This window comes from Streptomyces sp. NPDC007084, assembly GCF_040703595.1.
Lineage (GTDB): Bacteria > Actinomycetota > Actinomycetes > Streptomycetales > Streptomycetaceae > Streptomyces.
Map to the genome: position 1 here is coordinate 12,340 of NZ_JBEYFY010000055.1, position 24,182 is coordinate 36,521.

Below are 24,182 nucleotides of genomic sequence, written 5' to 3' on the forward strand. Positions count from 1 at the left end.
GTGTGGGTACCCGCCGCGGCATGACCGTCTACGGATTACACGCCTCGCACGAACAGATCCCGCCCGCCGACCTCCTCGACGCCGTCGTGCGAGCGGAGGGCGCGGGCTTCACCGCCGCCATGTGCTCCGACCACTTCTCGCCGTGGAGCGTCCGCCAGGGCGAGTCCGGCTTCGCCTGGTCGTGGCTCGGCGCGGCGCTCCAGGCCACCGAACAGACACCGTTCGGCGTGGTCAACGCGCCGGGCCAGCGCTATCACCCGGCCATCGTCGCCCAGGCGATCGCCGGCCTCGCCTCCATGTACCCGGGCAGGTTCTGGGCCGCGCTCGGCAGCGGAGAGGCCTCCAACGAGCACATCACCGGCGCCCGTTGGCCCCGTAAGGAGCTGCGCAACGCACGGCTGCGCGAATGCGTCGACATCATCCGCGCGCTGCTGAACGGCGAGGAGGTCAGCCACAACGGGCTGGTGACCGTGGACCGGGCCCGGCTGTGGACCCTGCCGTCCGCCGTGCCGCCGCTGCTCGGCGCCGCGTGCAGTACGGCCACCGCCGCCTGGTGCGCCGAGTGGGCGGACGGCCTCATCACGGTCAACGCCCCGCGCGAGAAGCTGCGCGAGATCGCCGACGCCTACCGGGACGCGGGCGGGCGCGGCCCCCTGAACCTGCAGGTCCATCTGAGCTGGGCGCCCGACGAGGACGAGGCCCTGGCCCTGGCCCACGACCAGTGGCGCACCAACGTCCACTCCCCGCCGGTCAGTTGGGACCTGGACTCGGCGGAACTCTTCGACATCGTCAGCGAGCACGTCACGCCCGAACAGGTGGCCCGCACGGTCAACGTCTCCTCCGACCTCGGGCAGCACACCGCCTGGCTCCAGGAGTACGCCGATCTCGGCTTCGACGCCGTGATGCTGCACCACGTGGGCCGCGAACAGGGGCCGTTCATCGACGCGTTCGGCGCCGAGGTCCTGCCGCAGCTCGCGGTCACCCGCCCCCTGCCCGCCACGGCGAAGGAGTACCGATGCGTCTGACCCGCACCTCCGACCTGTGGTGGAAGAACGCGGTGGTCTACTGCCTGGACGTCGAGACGTACCAGGACGGGAACGGCGACGGCATCGGTGACTTCGCCGGTCTCACCCAGCGCATCGACCACCTGGTGCGCCTCGGGGTCACCTGCCTGTGGCTGATGCCCTTCTATCCGACGCGGGAACGCGACGACGGCTACGACATCACCGACTTCTACGGTGTCGACCCCCGCCTCGGCACCCTAGGCGACTTCACCGAGTTCGTCCGCACCGCCAAGGACCGGGGCATCCGGGTGATCGCCGACCTGGTCGTCAACCACACCTCCGAGGAGCACCCCTGGTTCAAGGACGCGCGCTCCGCCCGGGACTCCGCCCACCGCGACTGGTACGTCTGGCAGGACGAGCCCCCCGAGGACGGGCCCAAGGGCGTGGTCTTCCCCGACGCCGAGGACAGCCTGTGGGAGTACGACGAGGGCAGCGGCCAGTACTACCTGCACCGCTTCTACAAGCAGCAGCCCGACCTGAACGTCGCCAACCCCGACGTGCGCGACGAGATAGCCCGCGTGATGGGGTTCTGGACCCAGCTCGGCCTGTCCGGGTTCCGCGTCGACGCGGTGCCGTTCCTGCTGGAGACCGACGGGCAGGACGACGCCGGGGAGCTGCCCGATCCGCACGCCTACCTCGCCGACCTGCGCGCCTTTCTCGGCCGCCGCAACGGTGAGTCGGTCCTGCTGGGCGAGGTGAACCTGCCGTACGGCGACCTCGCGCGCTTCTTCGGCGACCCCGACTCCGACCGCGGCGACGAACTCACCATGTGCTTCGACTTCGTCGGCATGCAGCAGATGTACCTCTCGATGGCGCGCGAGGACGCGAGGCCGCTGGCCGGCTCGCTGCGGGAACGCCCCGCCGCGCCGCGGGACGCCCACTGGGCCACGTTCGTGCGCAACCACGACGAACTCACCCTCGACAAGCTGACCGAGGCAGAACGCGCCGAGGTGTTCGCGGCGTTCGGACCGGACAAGGACATGCAGCTCTACGACCGGGGGCTGCGGCGCAGGCTGCCTCCCATGGTCGACGGCGACCGGCGCCGCGTCGAACTCGCCTACAGCCTGCTCTTCACCCTGCCGGGCACGCCCGTCCTCTTCTACGGCGAGGAGATCGGCATGGGGGAGAACCTCGCAGCCGAGGGTCGGCAGGCCGTCCGTACACCCATGCAGTGGACCCCGCAGCCGGGCGCCGGCTTCTCGACCGCCGCCCCCGACGCCTTCCCCAACCCGCTGGCCGACGGGGAGTTCACTCCTCAAGAGGTCAACGTCTACGACCAGAGCCGCGACCCCGGCTCCCTGCTGAGCCGTGTCCGGCTGTTCGTCGAGCGCTACCGCGAGACTCCCGAACTGGCCTGGGGTGAGTACCGCGTCCTCGACGCCGGTGAGCGAGCCGTTCTGGCCCACTTGAGCCACACCACCGACGGCAGCGTCCTGGTCCTCCACAACTTCGCCGGCCGCCCCGTCACGGCCCGCCTCCGCCTCCCCGACGCCACCCCCGGCACGAGGTTCACCGACCTCCTCGACGAACACCACACCGCCCTCACCATCCCCGCCGACGGCGTCCTGCCCGTACAACTCCCGGCCTACGGCTACCGCTGGCTGCGCAGGGGGACACCGGCGGACGACGCGGAAAGGGTGGCGGGTAGCTGAGGGGGCCGCCCCGCGCACGGGTTGCGCCGGTCAGGTCAGGAGGAGGGGGGCGGCGGCCCGGGGTCGGAGCCGCCGCGCAGAACGCAGAACTCGTTCCCTTCGGGGTCGAAAGGACCGCCCAGCCCGACCCGTCGGGATTCCGGTGACCCACGACGAAGCGGGCACCGAGGCCGAGCAGGCGCCCTACCTCCCGCCGGAACGCCACCGACCCGGGTCTCACCCACGGGGCTGACCGACGGGTTCCGCGTCCGGATTCGGGGTCTCTGTCTCGTGGCGCCGAGTCCCGACAATCACGCTGAGGTCGGGGGCGAGGCGCAGTTCGGTTGCTCGAAGGGCGGGGTGTTCGAGCCAGTAAAGGCGCGAGTGGTCCAGCGCGCCGTTGAAGCGAGGCGGCCACGTCGGGCTCGGGGTGAAGTCGTCGATGACGACGGTGCCGCCGGTGGTGAGCAGACGGGCGGGGTCCGCCGTGCCGTCCCCCTTGGCCTGGCCCCCGCCGTCGAGCACGAGCAGGTCGTAGGGGCCGGACTCCTCGACGCGCCGCCAGTCGCCGAGCAGGACCTCGACGTCCTCGCGGTCCCGGAAGACGTCGGCGGCGATACGGGCTCGCGCCGGGTCGCGTTCCACGCTGATCAGCCGGGTGCCGGGCGCGGCGCCCGACGCCAGCCATGCGAGACCGACCCCGCAGCCGGTACCCGTCTCGGCGATGCCGGCGGAAGCTCCGGCGGCCAACGTCTGGAGCAGGCGGCCCTGTTCGGGCCGACAGGAGTACGCGAACCCGTGCGTCCGCGCGGCATCGACGGCCCTCCGGACCAACTCGGGGAGGTGGCCGCCCGCCTCGTACGCGGCGGTTCCCTGAAGTGACATCTCGCCCGGCCGGTAGCTCAGCCGCTTCGACGTGGGCCCAGTAGGCAGAACTCGTTGCCCTCCGGGTCCGTCAGGACGATCCACGGCTCCTCGCCGGTCTGGCCGATGTCGGCGTGGCGGGCGCCGTGGGCCAGGAGGCGGGCCACCTCCGCCTCCTGGTCGTCCGGGCGGAAGTCGAGATGCAGCCGGTTCTTCACCGTCTTGTTTCCGGCGTCGCGGCCGAAGAGCAGCCCCGGCAGGCGATCTGGCGCCGGGCGGATCTCGAACTCCTCGGGGGACGAGTCGACCACGACCCAGCCCAGAGCATCAGCCCACCACTGCCCCAACACAGCCGGATCCATCGAGTCGACAACTACCTGCTCCCATTCCAAGGTCATACGCCGAGCCTAGGCCCTGTCGTCAAAATCCCCGCCTGTCTGCCTGCCGACGGCCGAACGACGGGGATTTGACGACAGGACCTGGACCCGACAGCGTCTCAGACGCGGCCACGATCCCGCAGGCCACACAGGCGACTTGACGGACGTGCCCCCTGGTGCGCGCGAACCCTGGACAGGTCGTCCCCGCCGTGCTGTCATGCATGTCGGCGACACTCTTTCCAACGTTGTAGAAGACCGCGGCGCCCCACCCTCCACACCGGCGCCGCCCAACCGCACCTGGATGATCCGACGTTGCCCGCCCACCGGGGACAGCGTTGTCGCACTGCCAGTCGACCCCTCTCGGAAGGCAGATCACCCGCATGTCCCTGAGCAGACGCCAGCTCCTCGCGATGGGCTCCCTCTCCCTCGGAACCTCCGCCCTCGGGGTCCCCTTCGCCCCCTTCGCGGGAACCGCGGCAGCGGCCCCTCCCACCGCCGCCCCCGCGCCCCCACGGCCGAGTCTCCTCGCCGAGACGCGGACGCCCGACGTGTTCCGGAAGCTGCCTCCCGGCAGCGTGACCGCCCGCGGCTGGCTCGCCGGTCAACTGCGCCTGCAACTCGACGGGTTGTGCGGAAGATACGAGAGCTTCTCGCACTTCCTCGACTTCTCGACCACCGGCTGGACGCACCCGGAGCACGACGCGTGGGAGGAAGTCCCGTACTGGCTCCGCGGATACATACCGCTGGCCATCGCCACCCGCGACCCGAACGCCCTGACCCGCTCACGCGAGTGGGTGGACGCGATCCTCGCCACCCGGCAGAGCGACGGCTTCTTCGGCCCCCGCGCCCTGCGCACCTCGCTCAACGGAGGTCCCGACTTCTGGCCCTTCCTCCCCCTGCTCCAAGCGCTGCGCACCTTCGAGGAGTACACCGGCGACCAGCGCATCGTCCCGTTCCTCACCGGGTTCCTCCGCTTCATGAACGCCCAGGGCCCCGGCGCCTTCAACACGAGCTGGGTCTCCTACCGTTGGGGCGACGGCCTCGACATCGCCGTCTGGCTCTACCGCCGGACCGGCGAGGCGTTCCTGCTCGACCTGGCCGCGAAGATGCACACCCACGGCGCCGACTGGACCGGCGCGACCCCCAGCCCGCACAACGTGAACATCGCCCAGGGTTTCCGCGAGCCCGCCCAGTACGCCCAGCTCAACGGCTCGGCCGACCTCACCGCGGCCACCTACCGGGCGTACGACGCGGTGATGAACGTATACGGGCGTTTCCCCGGCGGCGGCATGGCCGGCGACGAGAACTACCGGCCCGGGTTCACCGACCCCCGGCAGGGCTTCGAGACCTGCGGCATCGTCGAGTTCATGGCCAGCCACGAACTGCTGACGCGCATCACCGGCGACCCGCTCTGGGCGGACCGCTGCGAAGACCTGGCCTTCAACATGCTCCCCGCCTCGCTCGACCCCGACGGCAGGTCGATCCACTACATCACCAGCGGCAACAGCATCGACCTCGACAACCGCCCCAAGACGCAGGGCCAGTTCCAGAACGGCTTCGCCATGCAGGCCTTCCAGGCCGGCGTCGACCAGTACCGGTGCTGTCCCCACAACTACGGCATGGGCTGGCCCTACTTCACCGAGGAGCTCTGGCTCACCACCGCCGACGGAGGACTCGCCGCCGCCCTGTACGCCCCGAACAGCGTCCGGACCACGGTCGCCGGCGCAACGACCGTCACCATCACCGAGGACACCGGCTACCCCTTCGACGACACGGTAACCCTCACCCTCTCGACGCCCCAACCCGTCCACTTCCCGCTCCAGTTGCGCATCCCCGGCTGGTGCAAGGGGCCCCAACTCACCGTCAACGGCTCCGTGTTCGCGGCCCCCGACGGCCCGGCCTGGGCGCGCGTCGACCGTACCTGGCGCGACGGCGACACGGTCCGACTGCGGCTGCCCCAGCAGGCCCGGCTCCGCCGCTGGCCCGGACAGCGCGACGCCGTCAGCGTCGAACGAGGCCCGCTCACCTACTCGTTGAAGATCGGCGAGCGCTACGACCGCTACGCGGGTGACGCGACGTTCCCCGCCTACGAGGTGCACGCCACCACTCCGTGGAACTACGGCCTGCTCCCCGACACCACCCTCACACCCACGCGGGCCACCGCCACCGTCCCGGACCAGCCCTTCACCCCCGCCGCGACACCCCTGTACCTGACGGCCCAGGCCCGGAAGATCCAGGAGTGGGTAGCGGACAGCGAACACGTCATCGCCCCGCTCCAGACCGCCCCTGCGCGCAGCACCGCCGCCGTGGAGACGGTCACCCTGATCCCCATGGGCGCGGCCCGACTGCGCATCACGTCCTTCCCGACAGCCACCCCCGACGGCCACCCCTGGACACCGGAGCCCCCGTTCCGCCGTATCGCGAACAAGAACAGCGGCAAGGTCCTGGCCGTCGACGGGATGTCGACCGCCAACAGCGCACGCGTCGTCCAGTTCGACAACACCGGAACGGGCGACCACGCCTGGCAGCTCGTCGACAAGGGCGCGGGCTGGTATCTGATCCGGAACGGCCACAGCGGCAAGGTGCTCGGTGTGGACCACATGTCCACGGCCAACAGCGCACAGGTGGTCCAGTACGACGACAACGGCACCGCCGACCACCTGTGGTCCCTCGTCGCGGACACCGGCGGCTGGTACCGCATCCGCAACAAGAACAGCGGCAAGGTCCTGGGCGTCGACCTCATGTCCACGGCCAACAGCGCACAGGTGGTCCAGTACGACGACAACGGCACGGCCGACCATCTGTGGCGCTTCTTGTGAGGGACTGGGGCCGGTGACCCGGATGAGTGAACCGGGTGACCGATTGCGGCGGGGCCGGGGACGCGAAGAGAGAGGCCGCCCACATCGGGCGGCCTCTCTTCCAGCGCTTCACGGATGTGCCTCAGCGCCGACTCGTACACGCTGGTCCCGCCGCTCACGCCCCTGGTACTGGTGTTTCACCGGTCGTACGCGGTCTCACGCGTCCGGTGGAACGGGTACATGTGCGGAAGGTCAGCCGCGGCGCAGCATCATGACGACGGCGACGATGACGATGACGAGGACGACGGTACCCAGTCCTATGTACACGGCTTTCTCTTTCCTTCGGAAAAGCGGCACCCATCGGTGTCGCAGACATCCGAGTGCCCCCGTCGGGGACTTTCAGGCAGCCCCGTTCGTTCTGTTTGCCTCGTCATGACGATTCCGCCGTGACCGCAGAGCGTCCTGCGTCGCTGGAGGGGAGAGGACCCGCTGTTGCGGGTGGCGGGGTCACTTGGTCGCGAGGTGCCCTAGCGGGTGTCCGTCGGTGAGGGCGCCTCGGGCGTTGTTCCAGTCCGTGTGGTCGACTCCGGTGATGTGCCGCAGGTAGGCGAGGGTGACCTGCTGGACGAGGGCGACACGGTCCGGGTTTTCATCGGTGGTCTCGGCCGACTGGTACCCGGAGATGCCGCCGAGGAAGTGCTCGCCGCCGCGGACGGTCAAGAGGCTCCTGTCGCCGCGGCTGAGGGTATAGGGGTCAGTGGTCCAGGAGGGGCCCCGGGTGGTGAGCGGGAGGTCGTCCTTGTCCCCGGCGACGACGAGGCCGGGAGCGGTGATGTGAGAGAAGTCCTGATCGCGCAACCAGGGAAGGTTGTCGTGAGCGAAGGCGGTCAGTTCGGCACCGCCCGCTCCCGCGGTGGCCAGTTGGACGCTGGCCATGACCCGGGCGTCGGACAGGTCCTCCGCGACGCCCGTGTCCGGGTCGGTGACCCGCAGCCCCACCAGGATGCCGGCGGTCTGGCCGCCGAAGGAGTGCCCGGCAGCAACGACGCGGCCGTGGTCGACGCGGCCTTCCAACCCCGGCACACTCGCCTCCAAAGTGGTGAGTTCGTCGAGCGCGCGTCGCATGTCCTGGACGCGGTAGCGCCATATACGGGGCCGACGGGGGTCGTCGGCGGGGAGGCCGAGCCGCTTGGAGTCCAGGTGCGTGGCCTGGACGACGACGAAGCCGCCGGCGGCCCAGTGGTCGACCAGCGGGGCGTAGCCGTCCAGGTCGGAGCCGAAGCCGTGGGCGAAGAGCACGACGGGCAGGCGTGTGCCGGTGGTGGGAGCGGTGACGCGGACGTGCAGGTCCGTGCCGCGCCGCCGTGCCCTCAGCACGAGTGGTTTGACGGACACCGTCGCGGTGCCGGCCGGATCGGTAAGGCCGGTGACGGGGTGGATGGTCATGCGGGTGTCCGCCTTTCCAGGAGAGGGCGGCCGGGACGGGCTCGGCCAGGTCGACGCCGATCTCCGCCGGCGCTGAAGACCCTCGCCGATGGATATTCCGACTGCTCGTGTTCACTCGATGCCGGTAAGGGGGCGAACGGGATCATTCGCCCGTCGGCGAGCGCATGGACTACCGTAAAACTTGACGTTGACGTGAAGGGCAACAGGTGTGACGCGGAACACCCGCAAAGGGGTAGGTATGCGGATCGGGGAACTCGCCCGGCGCACGGGAGTGACCACCCGCGCTCTGCGGTACTACGAGGAACAGAACCTCCTCACCGCCGAGCGCGGCAGGAGCGGACAGCGCCACTACGCGGAGACCGCCGTCGACCGAATCCACCTCATCCGCGAGCTGTACGCCGCTGGACTGAGCAGCAAGACCATCGCCGAGCTGACACCCTGCGTCATCGATGGCAAGGCCACCCCCGAACTCCTTCGGCGCTTGGCCGCAGAGCGCGACCGGCTCGACCGTCGCCTCGCGGATCTCGCCCAGACGCGGGACAGGCTCGACTCCGTCATCGACGGCGCCTCGTCCAATATGCGTACAGGCGCTCCCTGCCCACGGGACGCGAACGCGTAGACCGGAGCCATACCCGTCGGAAAAGGACTGGTTGATGACAGGCGGACCAACGGATCCATGAATCCCCGTACTTACAGGGCTCAGGGCCGCGCGGATCCCGTCTCCGGAAGGCCGGAGGCGGGATCCGCTTTTTCAGCGGCCGGGTGGTGCGACGTTCAGTGGTCGGGCACGGTGATGGTGACGGTGGTGCCGGCCTTCGCCTGGGTGCCGGGTGCGGGGGACTGGGCGGTCACCTTGAGAGAGTCGTCGCCGATGGTGGAGTCGTCAGTAAAGGCCATCCCGTAGTCGAGATCGGCGAGTTGGTTGCGCGCCTCGGCGACGGTGAGGCCCGTGAGATCGGGGACGGTGCCCTCCGCGGCGGTCGGGCTGGACTGCTGGTCGGAGGTCGCGGAGGGAGTGGCGGAGGGAGCGGCCGTGGACCGCGGCGGTGATGTCGGAGCGTTGTCGTCGTCCGTGCTGTGGCAGGCGGTGAGGGGACCGACCGCCAGGAGCAGACCGGCGAGGGGGAGGGCGGCGCGGCGGAGCGGGTGAGGGACGCGGTGGTGCATGACGGACTCCCCGTTGGTGAGGCGCCCCGGACATTCGGGGCGTGCAGGGCATCAGGGTGACCGACCTCTCGCGCGCGGCGCCATACGCATCGAGACGTAGCCGTCGGCGGCCCGCCGTCGTGCCCTACCCCTCCGGCAGCTCGACGATCACCAGAGTGCCGTGGCTTCCGGGACGTACGGTGTGGGCGGTTTCGGCCGGGACGACGAACAACTCGCCCGCCCCCACCGACACTTGCGTGCCGGCCACCTCCAACTCCATCCGGCCGTCGAGAACGAGCAACGCCTCGGCGGTTCGGTGGCGGTCCTCCGCGACCGGCTGCCCGTCCATCCGCAGCACCTTCACCAAGGCAGGCCCCACCGCCCCCAGTACGCGCGAACTCCACGCCTCCGGCAGACCGGACGCCGTCTCCACAAGGTCGAACGCCTTCATGGCACACCCCTCTCGCGGCCCCGGCCGATGAGGCCTCTCCGGGTCCGCGCAACAAGATCAATGGATGTCCTTGACGCTACTGGCGCGAAAGCTCCGACTGGTCGACCGGTGGGCAAAATCTGTCGCCGGACGACGAAGTGCCGGTGGGCGCGCTGCTCGCGTCCACCGGCTCGTCATGGGCGGCGCGCGGGGCACCTACGAGGCGCACAGCATCAACGTCGTGTTCCAGGGCCGTAAGCCCGGAAGCACCGCGAGCGGCCCGATCGGCGTCAAGATGCCGGCCTGCGCGTTGGTCAACTCAGGGTGAGAGCCGGTAGGCGCATGGTGAAATAAGCGCAAATCATAATTAATCGCCCATCTCCACCCATCCGCCACCGAACCCGCCTCGGATAAGAGGTGTGATCGAGCTGAGCCGGTAGTCCGGACCCCGCCTCGGGGACGTGTCCCCGGCCAGCCTCGATCGGCACCCATGAAAGGGCTCCCGATGAGTCCTCATCCCGAGGAGGTACCGATCATGGCCACCCGGAGCATGATCAGCATGGCCGCCGCGGCAGCCGCGGCGATCGCACTGCCCGTGTCCGTCGGGCTACTCGCCCCGGCCGCGCACGCGGACGACGGAGGAACGTTCGGGCCCGCGTGCTCGTCGGTTCCCAAAGACGGGTCCGGCAGCCTGCAAGGTATGGCCCAGGACCCGGTAGCCACGGCCGCGTCGCACAACCCGGCGCTGTCGACACTGGTGACGGCGGTGAAGAAGGCCGGCCTGGTCGACACGCTCAACAACGCCAAGGACATCACCGTCTTCGCCCCGACCAACGACGCCTTCAACAAGATCCCGAAGGCGGACCTGGCCAAGGTGCTCGCCAACAAGGACCAGCTCACCAAGATCCTCACCTACCACGTGGTCGGCGAGAAGGTCGCGCCGAACCAGCTCACCATGGGTTCCTTCAAGACCCTGGAGGGCGCCAAGCTCACGACCAACGGATCGGACGGAAAGTACAAGGTCAACGGCACCGCGAACATCGTCTGCGGCAACATCAAGACCTCCAACGCGACGGTGTACCTCATCGACAGCGTCCTCATGCCGCCCAAGTAGGGCCGACGCCGTTCGACGGGGGACCGTCCGGGCCGGGGCCCTTGGGGATACACGGCCTCGACCCGGACCTTCCTGACCTCGCCCCGCCGCCCTGCCACTCGCGAGGGTGACGGTGACCTGGGAGCGACCGTGACCTATGCCGGGCGGCTCTGGAGGCCAAGCCCGTCGCCGGAAGCGGCGCTGTTGTCCGAGCCGGAACTGGATCCGGAACTGGAGTCGGAGTCGGCGCCGTAGCCGTCGGCGGCTCCCGAACGGGCCGACCGCGCACGCCGTACGAGCGACACGGCGGCCTTCTCCCACTCCGGATGCGAGAAGGTGAACCCGGCCTCGCGCAACCGGCCCGGCACCACCCGGCGGCTCTTGAAGAGCAACTCGGTGTCCGAACGCATCGCGAACGCGCCCAGCTCGGCCATCCAGCGCGTCGCCGGAAGCCCGACCGGGACGCGCCAGGCGGTGCGCAGCGCCCGCATGAAGTCCCGGTGCGGAAGGGGACCGGGGGAGGAGAGGTTCACCGGTCCTTCGAGATCCTCCCGGTCGATCAGGAACTCCACCGCCCGGACGAAGTCCTCGTCGTGGATCCAGGAGACGTACTGCGCGCCGCCCGCCACCGGACCGCCCAGCCCGAGCCCGGTCAGCCGGGACAGCACGTCGAACACACCGCCCCGGTCGGGGCTCATGACCATCGCCGAGCGCAGAATCACCTTACGGGTGGCGGGCGTTGCCGCCTCCGCCTGCGCCCGCTCCCAGTTCCGCGCGATCTCGACGCTGTACGCCCAGTAGTCGGGCACCCCGGGCTCCGCCCCGCCGATCACACCGGTCGCCTCGTCGTTCGCCGCGTCGAACCGGTGGGCGTAGACCGTCGCCGTACTCATCTGGAGCCAGACCCGCGGCGGCCGCGCGGCGGCGGCGATCGCCTCGCCGACCACCCGCGCCGAGTCGACCCGGGAATCCATCATGGCCCGCAGGTTCTCGGGGGTGTAACGGCAGGAGACGCTGCGTCCCGCCAGGTTGATCACGGCGTCGCAGCCGTCGATCGCGGCGGCCCAGGGGCCGAGCGTGGCCCCGTCCCAGCCGGTCTCGCGCGCTCGCCGCGGACTGCGGGTCAGCACCGTCACGTCGTGACCGGCCGCCGTCAGCGCACGGTCGAGAATCGCGCCCACCTGTCCGGTTCCCCCGGGCAGCACTACCTTCATGGATCCCCCTCGTTTCGTGGATCCAGATTAGCCCCTCTTTTTGAACGTGTTCAACTGGATCGGAACGGCAGCCCCACGACCGGGATGACGGCAGCCCCCAGGCAGGGATGACCGCAGCCCCACGACAGGTATGGCGACAGTCCCAGGTGATGATCCCGAATTCGGGGTACACGCCTCGCCATGGCACCGAAGACCGAACGCGTCATGTTCCTGCGGGCCGTGCGACAGTTGCACCGGGTCCGTGCCTTCTACGTGATGGGCATCCTGCTGTGGACCGCCTCCACCCTCTGGACGGCCTGGCAGTCACCCGGAACCCGGCAGATGTGGGTCTCCGCCCTGCTCCTCGCCGTTTTCACCGGCCTGCTCCTAACGGCGACCCTGTCCCTGCGGCGCCTGCACCCGCCGACGACGGGCGACCCCGCCCATCACGCCGCCCCACGCAAGGCGACGGCCCCGCGCAAGGCGCACGCCTGAACGACCCGGCAGGGACCGATGGGGGCGGGCGGATCGCTCGGTACGGCGGGTCAGCCGACACGGCAAGTCGGCCGGCACGTGGGCGAGTCGTCCGGCCCCCGGCCGGCTCCCGGCGCGGACCAGCCGCGTGTCGCGTCACCGCACCTGCGGCACCCTGAACCTGCGTCGGTATTCGGTGGGCGTCGTGTTCAGCCGGCGCCGAAAGGCCCGCACCAGCGTGTCCGTCGTACCGAACCCGCAGGCCGACGCGATGCGTTCGAGAGTGGCGTCGGAGGATTCGAGTTCGTGGCGTGCCTTCTCGACACGGACGGACTCGATGTACGCGTGCGGGGTCGTGCCCAGTTCGGTCTTGAAGAGCCGGGTGAGATGACGATCGCTGACATGGGCGAACGCGGCGAGATCCACGACGGTGAGCGGCTCGCCGATGTTGCGCAGGATGTGATGGCGCAGGTCCTCGATCCGGCGGGTCGTGGAGATCTGCTCCAGCGGGACACTGAACTGGCTCTGCCCTGACGGCCGTTTGAGGTACATGACCAGTTGCCGGGCGACGCGCAGGGCGACGGCCTCGCCGAGGTCTTCGGCGACCAGGGCCAGCGACAGATCGAGGCAGGCGCTGATCCCGGCGCCGGTCCACACGTCGCCCTGTCGGATGAAGATCGGGTCGGCGTCCACCTCGACGGCCGGGTGGTCGGCGGCCAGTTGGGACGCGGTCGACCAGTGTGTGGTGGCCCGCTTGCCGTCGAGAAGACCCGCCGCGGCGAGAAGATGGGCGCCGACACAGACGGACGTGACGCGATGGGCGCGGCCCGCGAGGGACTTCACCCAGCTCACCAGGCCCGGATCGACAAGGGCCCGGACGCCGCGATCACCGTCCACCTCCACGGAGCCGGGCACGATGAGGGTGTCGATGCTCTTGGTGGCGGCCTCGCCGAAGGTGAGGTCCGGAAGGAGGCGGACGCCCGCCGAGGTGGTGACCGGGTCCATGCTCTCGGCGGCGAGAACGACCTGATAGCCGCTCGCTTCCTCCGTCTCGCGCCGGGCCAGGGAGAAGACCTCGGGCGGTCCGGTCACGTCGAGCAGGTCGACGCCCTCGAAGAGAACGATGACGACAAGGCGTTCGGCGGCATGCGGCACAAGTCCCCCTGATCGGCGCCCGGCACGCCCGGCCGGGCATGTCGGTTTCTGCATGTTAGACGTCATTGCGGACACGAACGCGCGGCCATAGCGTTCCAGAGGCACCCAACGCATCGCCGAGGCCGCCCTGTCCACCGGAACCACCGACCCGCAACCGGGCCTCACCGGCACCGGATTGCACCGGATTGCACCGGATTGCACCGGACCTCGACGCAACCACCGAACGACCGAAGGCGGTACACCCATGTCAAGAACGACGCTGCGCGAGCTGAACGGCTTCGACCGGAACCCCGCGAAGCTCGCCGGCTCCACCCTGATCCTCATCGACTTCCAGAACACCTACACCCAGGGCGTGATGGAACTCGACGGCTGGGAGGCCTCGCTCGACGCCGCGGCCCAACTCCTGGCCCGGGCCCGCCAGGAAGGCGCCAACATCGTGCACGTCGTCAACGACGGCGGCGAGGGCACCCCGTACGACATCCGGGCCGAGATCGGCCGCATCCACCCCCGGGTCGCCCCGGCCGACGGTGAGCCGGTGGTCGTCAAGCGGGTCCCGAACGCGTTCGTGGACACGGACCTCGCGACGCACATCCCGGAGGGCCAGGACGTGGTCATCGCCGGCTGGATGACGCACATGTGCGTGGCGTTCACCGCGCAGGGCGCGTTCCTGCGCGGCAACCGCCCCACGGTCGTCGCCGACGCCACTGCCACCCGCTCGCTCCCCGTGACCGGCGTCGACCTCGACGCCCGCCAGGTGCACTACGGCGCCCTCGCCACCATCGCCGACCTGTACGGCGTCGTCGTCCCGTCCCACAAGGAGCTGGTCTGAGGGCGACGCTGAGGGTGAGGGGAATGCCGAGGGTGGGCGGTATGCCGAGGGCGGGCAGGACGGCCGGGCGGAGGGGAGCGCCCGCGCCGAGCGCCGCCGCCGCGGTCACGGCGACTGCCACCGCCACTGCCCAGGGCGTGAGTTCCGCACCCCGTTCCCCTCGAATCCGCTGACCCCATCGGCTCCTCCCGCGCGCCACGCCGCAGGAGGAGCCGGAGCGCGTCCGGTCCCCCGCCCCAACAACCGCCCCCGCCGCACCCCTTGACGCACGCCTGATTCCGGACGAAGAATTTCGGTCATCCGTTTGACAACGTTGTCTTACCGAAAGGCGCCCAGCGTGCCCGATGTATCCCCGTATGTCGATCGCCGTCGTTTCGTCCAGCTTCTCGGTGCCGCCGCGGTCGCGGCGACCGTCCCTGTCACCTTCGGCAGCGGTGCGGCGAGCGCTCAGGGACGCCCGGCCGCGGCGCCCGGCACCATCGCGGACACCTACTACCGCGTCCTGCTGAACCACACGCACTGGTCCGAGACGCAGTGGGACGAGGCGCGCGGCTACTACACCGACAAGGACTTCGGGTTCGCCGTGGTCCTTGGCAATGCCGTCCTGCTCACCCACGGCCCCTACGACAGCGACCGCGCCGGGATCGACGCGAAGACGCTCAAGTCCCGCACGATCGCCACAATCCGGCACTTCGCCGCGTCGAACCGGCTCACCGGCGGCACCCAGTGGGGCCGCACCCTCTTCTTCGACACCACCTTCCAGCTCTACTTCGTGCTGGCGGCACGGCTGTTGTGGGACGAACTCGACGCGGCCACGCGCGCCGACGTCGACACCATCGCCCGCGAACAGGCCGCCTACACAACGGCCTTGGGAACCGGCGACGACCCGAACTCCGGAAGCTGGACCCCGCACGGCCTGCTCGGCGGCCACGAGGGCGACACCAAGCTGGAGGAGATGGGCGTCTACGCCCAGTCCCTCGCCCCCGGACTGGCCTGGGCCCCGGACGACCCCCGGCACGCCGACTGGGAGAAGTCCTTCGGGGCCTGGTCGCGTAACGAGGCCGGGCTGCCTCAGGCGGACCTCGCCAACCCCGCCCGTGTCGACGGCGTCCCGGTGTCCGGCAACACCGCCCGCAACCTGTACGACACCTTCATCGTCGAGAACCACGGTTCCTTCGGCCCGCACTACCAGGAAGAGCTGTGGCGCACCTCCGGCCGCAACGCCGCCCACTTCATCACCGCCGGGCGCCCGCTGCCCCAGGTGCTCACCAACCAGCCGAACGCGGACGAACTGTGGCGCACGCTGCTCGGGGTGATGAGCGACGCCGGTGAGCCGCTGATGCCGATGGTCAACGACCGTGAGCACCTCTACGGCCGTGACGTCATCCCGCTCGCCTTCCTCGCCCAGGTGGCCGGCGACCGTGCCGCCGCCCGGGCCGAACTGGCCCTCGCGGAGCGGCTGGAGGCCTACCAGAAGTATCCGCCGGAGTACCGCCTCGCCAAGTTCTCCGGCGAGCCGAAGTACGAACCGGAGGCCCGCGCCGAGGTGGCCATCAGCTACCTCCTGCACCTGTGGGCCGCAGGCCAGGGCCGGACGGTTCGGCCGCTGTCCTCGGAGGAACTGTTCGAACTCGCCTCGGGGGTCAACGACTTCGGAGCCGCGCCCGGGCTGGTGTCCCACCAGTCGGCCGGCGCCTGGGCGGGCGCCGTGACCAAGCCGGGCTTCGTGAAGTTCGCCTGGCAGCCGGTCCACGACGACTGGCTGTTCAAGCTCAGCGGCGCCAACCCCATGTTCCTGCCCGGCACCGCCGCACAGGTGACCGGCCGTCGGGTACGCGCGTACAGCGGACCGCGCGACGGATTCGACGGCAGCGCCACCATGCTGCGGCTCGGCGCAGGGCAGGCGGGTCTGACCACCCTGCCCTCGGGCGCCGTCGTCTACGCCACGACCGGCGTCGCGGCCGGGGAGGGGCACCTGGAGGTCCACAACCTCACCATGCCGGGCATCCCGGGCCTGACCGGCTCACGCACCTACCGCTTCGCGGAGGGCACCGCCACCGTGACCGCCCAGGACGCCCGCCCTGCCGCCGCCGCCACGCGCGTGGACGAGGTCGCCTTCGCCAGGACCGAGGTCAGACACCTGCGCATGACCGGCGTCCTGCCCGACCCGGCCTACGGCTACTCCCTGTACGCCTTCGAGATCCGCGACGGCTCGGACAGCGCCGACCTCGCCCGGAACGGGACCGCGACCGCGTCCTCGTACGACCCGGGGAAGGAACCGGCGCTCGCGGTGGACGGCGACGCCACCACCCGCTGGGCGGTGTCGAGAGCCGACCGGCCCCGCGCGGACAGCTGGCTCGCCGTCGATCTCGGCGCGCCTCACCCGGTTGACCGCGTCACGCTCCGCTGGGAGGCCGCCGCCGGACGCGCCTACACCGTGCAGGGCTCGGCCGACGGCCGGCAGTGGACCGACCTCGCCTCCTGGCCCGAGCCCGACGTCTCCAGCAAGGGCGGCTGGATCGACGTCGACGGCCGCGCCGGGCTCGTCGTACGGGGCCCGAAGCAGCCGATCGCGGTGTACGGCGACACCGTCGTGCTGGCCGACGGCCCGGCGACTCCCCTGCTCGCCGAGGGGTATCCCGGGATATCCGCCGACGCCCTCCGTGACCTCGCCCGCCGCGACGCGCCCCGGACCCAGGACGACGGCGTCCGCGCCGCTCTCACCGAGGACCACCTCAGCCTCTTCAACCTGACCGGCCGGCAGATCTCGACCCGGGTCGACATCCCCCAACCCGCCACGCGCGCCGTCCTGTTCGAGGGAGACCAGACCCTCACCGCCCAAGGCACCGCCTACGAGGCCCGCCTTGACGCCGCCACCGCCGAACTGCTGCCTCCGCGCGTGGTGTTGAGCCCTGTCGCGGGAACGAAACTGCCCGTCGGGCTACGCGCGGAGGTCGTGGACGCCGCCACCGTGCGGCTCACCGGCCCGTCCTGCGCCGTGCGGGTGGCCGGCCAGAGCCGCACCGAGGTGGCCGTGGTCCGCGCGGGCCGCACCACCACCGTCACCCTGCGGGGCGCCACGCCCTATCCGCTGGACGACCTCGCCCTGGGCCGCACCGTGTTCCCGACCAGCCCGCTTCCACCGGGCATGTCGGCCCCGTCGGCCGCCGTCGACGGTGACCCGCACACCGCCTGGACGCCCGGTCCCGGCGGCCGCATGGTGGTCGACCTCGGCGCCGAGCACCCCGTACGGGAGATCCGCGCGGAGTGGACCGGCGGTCGCGTCCCGGGACTCACGGCGGAACTCAGCGCGGACGGTCTCACCTATACGCAGGCAGGCCGGCTCACCGGGGTCGGCCGAAGCCGCCGGCTCGCCACCGACGGCACCGCCCGCTATGTGGCCCTGGCGACCGACGCCGGCCGGCCGGGGGAGGCCCGGTTGATCAGCCTCACCGTGCGCTGACCCGACGCCGGCGCCGATGTTGATGCCGGTGCCTTGGGTGCCGGGCGGGCTTCCTGGTTCGCGCGGGCCCGTGGAACACGTAGACCGCGAGGGACGCGTAGGCCGCGAGGGACGCGTAGAGGGAGTGGGACACGTAGAGGGAGCGGGGCGTAGTCACGGGGCCGCGACCGGGTGCTCACCGGGCCTGCCCGGCACCGTACGGGACGGGGCCGCGCGGACTACGAGGGCTGCCACAGTTCGATGCGGTTGCCCTCGGGGTCCGTGACCCAGCCGAACCGGCCGACCCCTTCCATGTCCTGCGTCTCCTGGGCCACGTCGGCACCCTGGGCGCGCAGTTGGGCCAGCATCGCGTCCAGGTCGCGGACCCGGAAGTTCAGCATGGTCTGCTGCGTGCGGGACCCGAAGTAGTCGGTCTCGGCCTCGAAGGGCGCGAACACCGTAGGCCCGGCCTCCTGCCGCCACAGGCCGTTCCCGTCCGTGTCCAGACCCAGGTTGTCCCGGTACCAGGCGCCGAGGGCCGCCGGGTCGGCGGACCGCAGGAAGTACCCACCGATTCCAAGCACATGTTCCATGCCGCAATCCTGCCAGCACGGGCCCACCGCGGGGGCCCGCACCACACCGGGGACCTCCGCGCTGTCCCCTCCACCGGCGGCTCGGCACCGCGAGACGCGCGGCGAAACGGCCGTCCCGCCCTGGCGGCCGGGGGTGCCGTTTCGGGCGCCCCGGAAGACCAGTACGGCTCGACCTGCGTGAACAGCGCTGCGCGGAGCCATACTTGACGATGTGGAGACGCGTGCCATACGCGTTCGGTTCAGGGGAGGCAATGTCCGTGAGTGGTGTCAGCAGGGGGCTCACCAAGGTCGAAGTGAAGCTCCGCTGGGATCCCAGCCCGTTTGGAGAGCCACCCCGCCATCTCGACATCATGGCGGCGACCTATTCCGCCGACGCCCCGCACGGACGTCCCGTGTACGTCGTCCACACCGAGAGCCGGTCGCCGGACGGCACCATCAACATGAGCCGGCACAGCGAGACCGGCCAGGGGCTCGGTTTCGTGGAGGTGATGGTGCTGGAACTCGACCGGCTCGCCTCCTCGTACCAGCGGGTCGTGGTGGGTGTGGCCATCCACCAGAACCAGGGCGCCCTGACCTTCGGCGACATGACGCGCGCCGGGGTTCTGGTCGTCGAGGACTACACGGAGCTGCTGGAGATCGACTTCGCGCGGGTCGCCGCGTCGACCGCCACGACGGTGGTGGAGTTCACCCGGGACACGACCGGGACCTGGGCCCTCCGGGAGATGGTCCGCGGCTTCGACGGATCGCCGACGGCGTTCGCCGCGCAGATGGGCGACATCCGGCCGTCCTGAACCGGCGCCGGTCTCAGAGCGCCTGCGCCGGCCAGTCCAGCAGGCGCGCGCCGATCGTCGCCGTCTGGAGCATGTAGCGGTCCGCGGGGTCGGCCGGGTTGGCGCCGGTGAGCTTGTGGATGCGCTCCAGGCGGTACGTCAGCGCCCGCACGCTCAGCGCCAGCCGGCGGGCCGCCTCGGCGGCGACGCAGCCGGAGTCGAAGTACGCGCCGAGCGTGTCCAGGAGCGGCTGGGCACCGCCGCGTGCCGTGGTGAGCGGGCCGAGGGCGTCGAGGACCAGGTCGGCCATCGCCTGCCGGTCGCGGGTCAGCACCGGGTAGACGAGGAGGTCGGCGGCGCGCAGCACCGGGTCCTCGATGCCCAGCCGCTCGCCCAGTTCCAGGGCGTTGAGAGCTTCCTCGTAGGAGTGGACGACGCCTCCGGCCCCGGGCTGCGGCCGGCCGATGCCGACCCGGCCGCCGTCGGTGGCGGCGTGCGCCTGCTTCGCGAAGTAGGTGAGGATGTCGTCGTGCCGGCCGGGGGCGATGCACAGCAGCCGCCCGTCCTTGGTGGTGATGAGGATGTCGCGGTCGCCGAAGCGGCCGATCAGCGCGTACTCGACCTGGCGGGGCGTCGGGTCGCCCTCCTCGTAGGCCGTGGAGCCCTCCGCGACGGCGACCGCGTGATCCTGCGACAGGCGCAGGCCGAAGCGCTCGGCACGTTCGGCGAGGCGGCCCAGGTCGCTGCGCCCGTAGAGCAGGTCGTCGATGAACTCGCGGCGCGCCGCCTCCTCCTGGCGGACGGCCTGCCGCTGGGCGCGTTCGTAGCCCTCGGCGAAGGCGTCCACCGCCTGCTGCACGGCGGCGAGCGCGGTGTCGGCGGAGCCGGGGGAGTGCGGCCAGGCGGCACGCGCCGCCGTGAGGTGTTCGCTCACCAGGCCGCGCAGCGGGTGGCCGGCGTCCGCGGCCCGCTCGCCGAGGGCGCGCCGGGACTCGATCTCCTCCCGGGTGAGGCGCCGGCCGGTGGCCGAGACGTCGGCCAGGATCTCCGCGTACCCCTGCAGATAGTCCGCAGGACCCTCCTGGTCGGTCATGCCGTCCCCCTGATCTCTTGACGCGCCGGTGCCGAGCCCCGGCCGCTCACCGGCATGCAAAACCTAACGAACACTGCCGGGATTCGGCAATGCGCCGGTGGGAGCCGGGCGGGCAGCATGACATCCGGGGAGCACTGCGAAGGGTTCTGGTGCCGGACACCGGCAGACGGTGTCCGGCACCGGAACCGAAGCCGCGCACGCGATCGCTCCCGCCCGTCCCTGCCCGCGGCGCGTATCCGGTCGACAGGAGCCGACATGACGTATTTCATCGCACCGCTCGTCGCTGCCCTCTTCTTCGTCGTGGTCAGCACCGCGTTCCTGATCCGCCGGGACCGACGCGAGATGGCCCGCCACTGGTCGCGTCCGCGCGAATGCGACTGACCGGAATCCACCTCTAGTCCGTCAAGTACGCCCTGAGGACGTCGGCCTCGTCGCGAAGCCGGACGGCCGCGTCGTGCCGGCCGTGGGCGTCGTACAGTTCGGCTTCGCCGGTGCGCTCCTCGATCGGTCCCCTAAAAGCCGTTGTGCGCACACCTTTTCACGCCTTCCGCGAGGGTGGGCCCTGCGGCAGAGGGTGAGGGTGGCGCCGGCCGGTGCGCGGGAAAACGGGTTGTGCCGGGCGGTGCGAACGGCTTGGTTCGTGCCCGTGACCGACCTCGTTGATCTCATACGTCCTGACCGTTACCCCCTCTCGTCCCGCTACGACCCGGCGTGGCTGCTCGAACTCGACATGGGACCGAACCCGTTGTGGCTGCTGGAGGACCTGGCCCGCGATCTCGAACTCCGGCCCGGGACGCGGGTTCTCGACCTCGGGTCCGGCAAGGGCGCCACATCGGTGTTCCTGGCACGGGAGTTCGGCGCCGAGGTGGTCGCGGCGGACTGGTGGACCGCCGCCGAGGACGCGGCAACCGTCTTCTCCGAGGCGGGAGTCGGCGACCAGGTGACGGCCGTACGGGCCGAGGCGCACGCCCTGCCGTTCGCGGAGGAGAGCTTCGACGCCGTCGTCAGCGTGGACGCGTTCGAGTACTTCGGCACGGCGGACGGCTATCTCCCCTACCTGCTGCGTTTCCTCCGCCCCGGCGGGCAACTCGGCGTGGCGACCCCGGCCATGACGCGCGAGATCCGCGAACTCGGGGCCATCCCACCGCACATCAAGAAGGTGGTCGGCTGGGAGGCGATCGCCTGGCACACGCCGGAGTGGTGGCGCTTCCAGTGGGAAATCACCGAGCTGGTCGAGGTCACCTCGGCGCGCTTGCAGGAGGACGCCTGGCGGGACTGGCTGTTGTGGTCCCGGGCCGCCATGGAGCGCCGGCCGCAGGGACCGAGCGCGAACGAGGCCGTCATCGAGATGCTCGCCGAGGACGCCGGGGACCTCCTGTCCTTCGCCCTGGTCACCGCCCGGAAACGCTGACCGGCGGCCCGCACCCGGAAGCCCGCAAGCGGCTGCAAGAAATCGATGAAAGAACGCAGGAAGCCAACGAGAAGCTGGAAAGACGCGTCCGATCTCTTGTAGGCGCGCCCCGTCACGCCCTACTGTCACCGCACCGGCACGGCCCTCCCTCCTCGTTCGTCCGTCCCGAGAGAAACGAGATTCTGATGTCGCGGAACAGCACCAACGGGGCTGCGGAGCGGGTCCGCAGCCGTGCGCGAAGACCGGCCAGGACCGCCGCCGTGGCCGCGGCGGCAGCCGGACTCGTCCTCGTCCTCGGCTCCCCGGCGCCGGCGGCCGGCGGTCACGCCGGAAGCGCGGGCGCTCCCGCCGTGACCCGGGCCGGCCTCGACCCCGCCCTCGTCGCGGGGCGCGGCGCGGCGGTGGACTTCGTGGAGCAGGAGGCGGAGAACGCGACGACGAACGGTACGGTCATCGGCCCCGACCGCACTGCCTACACCCTGCCCTCCGAGGCATCCGGCCGGACCGCCGTGCGCCTGAAGCCGGGCCAGTACGTCGAGTTCAGGCTGCCGCGCGCCGCCAACGCGCTCACCGTGCGCTACAGCATCCCCGACGCACCCCGGGGCGGCGGCATCACGGCACCGCTCGACGTCTCCGTCGACGGCAGACACCGCTCCACGATGACCCTCACCTCGCAGTACTCCTGGCTGTACAACCAGTACCCGTTCAGCAACGACCCCCAGGCCGACCTGCTGCACCCCGACTGGTGGATCACCGAGTGCGGCTGCGTGCCCGCCGACACTACCCCGGCACCCACCGTCGACAAGCCGTTCCGGCCCAGCCACTTCTACGACGAACAGCGACTCCTGCTCGGCAAGCGCTACGAGGCCGGCGACACCGTCCGCCTCACCGCGCCCAAGGGCAGCGCCGCCGCCTGGACCGTGATCGACCTGCTCGACACCCAGCTCGTCGCCGCCCCGCACATCGAACCGCGTGCGGCGAACGTGCTCGCGTTCGGCGCCGACCCCACCGGCCGGCGTGACGCGGGCGACGCGTTCGACCGGGCCATCGCGTACGCCAAGAAGCGGCACCTCAAGGTGTACCTGCCGCCGGGCACGTACCAGGTCAACCGGCACATCGTCGTGGACGACGTGACGATCGTCGGCGCGGGCAACTGGTACACCGTCGTCAAGGGACACCAGGTCACCCTCGGCACCCCGGCCCCCGACGGCTCGGTCCACACCGGCGTCGGCTTCTACGGCAAGGACGCGGCGGACGGCGGCAGCCACAACGTCCACCTGTCCGGCTTCGCCGTCGAGGGCGACGTCCGCGAACGCGTCGACACCGACCAGGGCAACGCCATCGGCGGAGCGCTCAGCGACTCCACGATCGACGGCCTCTACCTGCACCACACCAAGGTCGGCATGTGGTTCGACGGCCCGATGACCCGGCTGCGCGTCACCCGCAACGTGATCGCCGACCAGATCGCCGACGGCCTCAACTTCCATACCGGCGTGACGGATTCGACGGTGTCGGACACCTTCGTCCGCAACAGCGGTGACGACGGCCTCGCCATGTGGTCGGAGAAGACCGGCAACGCGCGCAACGTCTTCTCCCACAACACCGTGCAGACCCCCGTCCTCGCCAACGGCATTGCCCTCTACGGCGGCACCGACAACACGGTCACCGGCAACCTCATCGCCGACCCCGTCAGAGAGGGCAGCGCCATCCAGGTCGGCTCCCGCTTCGGCGCCGAGCCGTTCACCGGACACCTGTGGATCACGGACAACACCACCGTCCGCTCAGGCCCGTTCGAGCTCAACTGGAAGATCGGTCTCGGCGCCATCTGGTTCTACGCCCTGGAACGCGACATCGACGCCGACATCCAGGTCACCGGCGACCACTTCCTCGACAACACCTACAACGCGGTGATGCTGGTCTCCGACTTCCCGGTCAAGGACACGTACGCGATCCGGGGCGTCCGCTTCAAGGACATTCGGGTGGACGGCACCGGCACGTCCGTGCTCAGCGCCCGTTCCGCCGGCTCGGCGTCCTTCGAGAACGTGGACGCCCGTAACGTCGGCGCGGTCGGCATCAACAACTGCGGCTCCTTCAACTTCCCCTCCACGGGCTCCGAGTTCGCGGTGCGGGACCTCGGCGGCAACGACGGAGGCGGCACGACGGGACCCTGGATGGCGTCCTGGGAACTCCCGAACACCATCACCTGCGACGACCGTCCCCCGGTGGTCGCACCGCCGGCCCCGACTCCGTGGCCGTAGCGAATCGTCTCCGGCCCACCGGGTGAACTCCGCCCGCCGCGCGACGGACGACTGAGTCACGACAGCGTGGTCCCGGCCGGCTCTCCGGCCGGGACCACAGCGGCGCGAGTCGCTG

Annotated in this window: 22 protein-coding genes and 1 pseudogene; 12 read left to right on the forward strand and 11 right to left on the reverse strand. The window is 70.7% G+C overall.

The window, feature by feature from the left end; genetic code table 11:
• Positions 1–2 precede the first annotated feature (2 nt).
• Both AB0912_RS29460 and AB0912_RS29465 read left to right on the forward strand, forming a co-directional pair.
• Entirely contained in the window at positions 3–1,025 is a 1,023-nt protein-coding gene (locus tag AB0912_RS29460) for a TIGR03885 family FMN-dependent LLM class oxidoreductase (RefSeq protein WP_366705113.1), read from the forward strand.
• Positions 1,016–2,716, forward strand: a complete 1,701-nt coding sequence (locus tag AB0912_RS29465; protein WP_366705115.1) for an alpha-amylase family protein — start codon at positions 1,016–1,018, stop codon at positions 2,714–2,716. Before AB0912_RS29460 ends, AB0912_RS29465 begins: the two co-directional genes overlap by 10 nt.
• Before the next feature lie 35 nt (positions 2,717–2,751).
• On the opposite strand, the pseudogene AB0912_RS29470 reads toward AB0912_RS29465, so the two are convergent.
• The 3 genes and pseudogenes from AB0912_RS29470 to AB0912_RS29480 form a co-directional block, all read right to left on the reverse strand.
• Positions 2,752–2,906, reverse strand: a pseudogene (locus tag AB0912_RS29470) (VOC family protein); the annotation flags it as partial.
• 26 nt (positions 2,907–2,932) lie between these two features.
• A complete protein-coding gene (locus tag AB0912_RS29475; RefSeq protein WP_366705117.1) occupies positions 2,933–3,580 on the reverse strand; it encodes a class I SAM-dependent methyltransferase in 648 nt (215 codons plus the stop codon).
• 17 nt (positions 3,581–3,597) lie between these two features.
• The gene (locus AB0912_RS29480) at positions 3,598–3,957 is read right to left on the reverse strand and encodes a VOC family protein (RefSeq protein ID WP_366705119.1); all 360 of its coding nucleotides are present in this window, start codon (positions 3,955–3,957) and stop codon (positions 3,598–3,600) included.
• Positions 3,958–4,316: 359 nt separating this feature from the next.
• Between AB0912_RS29480 and AB0912_RS29485 the strand changes: the two genes are divergently transcribed.
• The gene (locus AB0912_RS29485) at positions 4,317–6,755 is read left to right on the forward strand and encodes an RICIN domain-containing protein (protein ID WP_366705121.1); all 2,439 of its coding nucleotides are present in this window, start codon (positions 4,317–4,319) and stop codon (positions 6,753–6,755) included.
• A 486-nt stretch (positions 6,756–7,241) separates the two neighbouring features.
• Here the strand turns inward: AB0912_RS29485 and AB0912_RS29490 are convergent, their stop codons facing one another.
• Positions 7,242–8,180: a chlorophyllase gene (locus tag AB0912_RS29490; protein WP_366705123.1), complete on the reverse strand. Its 939-nt coding sequence runs from the start codon at positions 8,178–8,180 to the stop codon at positions 7,242–7,244.
• A gap of 238 nt (positions 8,181–8,418) precedes the next feature.
• Here AB0912_RS29490 and AB0912_RS29495 point away from each other — a divergent pair, with 238 nt between their 5' ends.
• Positions 8,419–8,799, forward strand: a complete 381-nt coding sequence (locus AB0912_RS29495) for a MerR family transcriptional regulator (RefSeq protein WP_366705125.1) — start codon at positions 8,419–8,421, stop codon at positions 8,797–8,799.
• A 155-nt stretch (positions 8,800–8,954) separates the two neighbouring features.
• Here AB0912_RS29495 and AB0912_RS29500 read toward each other — a convergent pair whose 3' ends face one another.
• Both AB0912_RS29500 and AB0912_RS29505 read right to left on the reverse strand, forming a co-directional pair.
• On the reverse strand, positions 8,955–9,347 hold the full coding sequence (locus tag AB0912_RS29500) for a PASTA domain-containing protein (protein WP_366705127.1): 393 nt from the start codon (positions 9,345–9,347) through the stop codon (positions 8,955–8,957).
• Between the two features lie 124 nt (positions 9,348–9,471).
• Positions 9,472–9,777, reverse strand: a complete 306-nt coding sequence (locus tag AB0912_RS29505) for a cupin domain-containing protein (protein WP_366705129.1) — start codon at positions 9,775–9,777, stop codon at positions 9,472–9,474.
• A gap of 514 nt (positions 9,778–10,291) precedes the next feature.
• On the opposite strand from AB0912_RS29505, the gene AB0912_RS29510 reads away from it, so the two are divergent.
• Positions 10,292–10,870 (forward strand): fasciclin domain-containing protein, encoded by a 579-nt coding sequence (locus AB0912_RS29510; protein WP_366705131.1) that lies wholly within the window; start codon positions 10,292–10,294, stop codon positions 10,868–10,870.
• A gap of 134 nt (positions 10,871–11,004) precedes the next feature.
• On the opposite strand, the gene AB0912_RS29515 is transcribed toward AB0912_RS29510, so the two are convergent.
• Complete coding sequence (locus AB0912_RS29515) at positions 11,005–12,063, reverse strand: TIGR01777 family oxidoreductase (protein WP_366705133.1); 1,059 nt, start codon at positions 12,061–12,063, stop codon at positions 11,005–11,007.
• Positions 12,064–12,243: 180 nt separating this feature from the next.
• On the opposite strand from AB0912_RS29515, the gene AB0912_RS29520 reads away from it, so the two are divergent.
• Positions 12,244–12,537, forward strand: coding sequence for a hypothetical protein (locus AB0912_RS29520; protein ID WP_366705135.1), 294 nt, complete (start codon positions 12,244–12,246; stop codon positions 12,535–12,537).
• A gap of 135 nt (positions 12,538–12,672) precedes the next feature.
• On the opposite strand, the gene AB0912_RS29525 is transcribed toward AB0912_RS29520, so the two are convergent.
• On the reverse strand, positions 12,673–13,671 hold the full coding sequence (locus AB0912_RS29525) for a helix-turn-helix domain-containing protein (protein WP_366705137.1): 999 nt from the start codon (positions 13,669–13,671) through the stop codon (positions 12,673–12,675).
• 244 nt (positions 13,672–13,915) lie between these two features.
• Here AB0912_RS29525 and AB0912_RS29530 point away from each other — a divergent pair, with 244 nt between their 5' ends.
• A complete protein-coding gene (locus tag AB0912_RS29530) occupies positions 13,916–14,500 on the forward strand; it encodes an isochorismatase family protein (RefSeq protein ID WP_366705139.1) in 585 nt (194 codons plus the stop codon).
• A 337-nt stretch (positions 14,501–14,837) separates the two neighbouring features.
• A complete protein-coding gene (locus tag AB0912_RS29535) occupies positions 14,838–17,963 on the forward strand; it encodes a discoidin domain-containing protein (RefSeq protein WP_366705141.1) in 3,126 nt (1,041 codons plus the stop codon).
• A 218-nt stretch (positions 17,964–18,181) separates the two neighbouring features.
• Here the strand turns inward: AB0912_RS29535 and AB0912_RS29540 are convergent, their stop codons facing one another.
• Entirely contained in the window at positions 18,182–18,535 is a 354-nt protein-coding gene (locus AB0912_RS29540; protein WP_366705143.1) for a VOC family protein, read from the reverse strand.
• A gap of 251 nt (positions 18,536–18,786) precedes the next feature.
• On the opposite strand from AB0912_RS29540, the gene AB0912_RS29545 reads away from it, so the two are divergent.
• The gene (locus AB0912_RS29545; RefSeq protein ID WP_366705145.1) at positions 18,787–19,326 is read left to right on the forward strand and encodes a TerD family protein; all 540 of its coding nucleotides are present in this window, start codon (positions 18,787–18,789) and stop codon (positions 19,324–19,326) included.
• A gap of 13 nt (positions 19,327–19,339) precedes the next feature.
• On the opposite strand, the gene AB0912_RS29550 is transcribed toward AB0912_RS29545, so the two are convergent.
• Positions 19,340–20,398 carry a helix-turn-helix domain-containing protein gene (locus tag AB0912_RS29550; RefSeq protein WP_366705147.1) on the reverse strand — a complete coding sequence of 353 codons (1,059 nt, stop codon included), beginning with the start codon at positions 20,396–20,398 and terminating at the stop codon, positions 19,340–19,342.
• Between the two features lie 255 nt (positions 20,399–20,653).
• Between AB0912_RS29550 and AB0912_RS29555 the strand changes: the two genes are divergently transcribed.
• Positions 20,654–20,779 carry a hypothetical protein gene (locus tag AB0912_RS29555; RefSeq protein ID WP_366705149.1) on the forward strand — a complete coding sequence of 42 codons (126 nt, stop codon included), beginning with the start codon at positions 20,654–20,656 and terminating at the stop codon, positions 20,777–20,779.
• 13 nt (positions 20,780–20,792) lie between these two features.
• On the opposite strand, the gene AB0912_RS29560 is transcribed toward AB0912_RS29555, so the two are convergent.
• Positions 20,793–20,930, reverse strand: a complete 138-nt coding sequence (locus AB0912_RS29560) for a hypothetical protein (protein WP_366705151.1) — start codon at positions 20,928–20,930, stop codon at positions 20,793–20,795.
• 114 nt (positions 20,931–21,044) lie between these two features.
• Here AB0912_RS29560 and AB0912_RS29565 point away from each other — a divergent pair, with 114 nt between their 5' ends.
• Together AB0912_RS29565 and AB0912_RS29570 are read left to right on the forward strand one after the other, a co-directional pair.
• On the forward strand, positions 21,045–21,809 hold the full coding sequence (locus AB0912_RS29565) for a methyltransferase domain-containing protein (protein WP_366705153.1): 765 nt from the start codon (positions 21,045–21,047) through the stop codon (positions 21,807–21,809).
• A 185-nt stretch (positions 21,810–21,994) separates the two neighbouring features.
• Positions 21,995–24,067, forward strand: coding sequence for a glycosyl hydrolase family 28-related protein (locus AB0912_RS29570; RefSeq protein WP_366705155.1), 2,073 nt, complete (start codon positions 21,995–21,997; stop codon positions 24,065–24,067).
• The last annotated feature ends 115 nt before the right edge of the window (positions 24,068–24,182 follow it).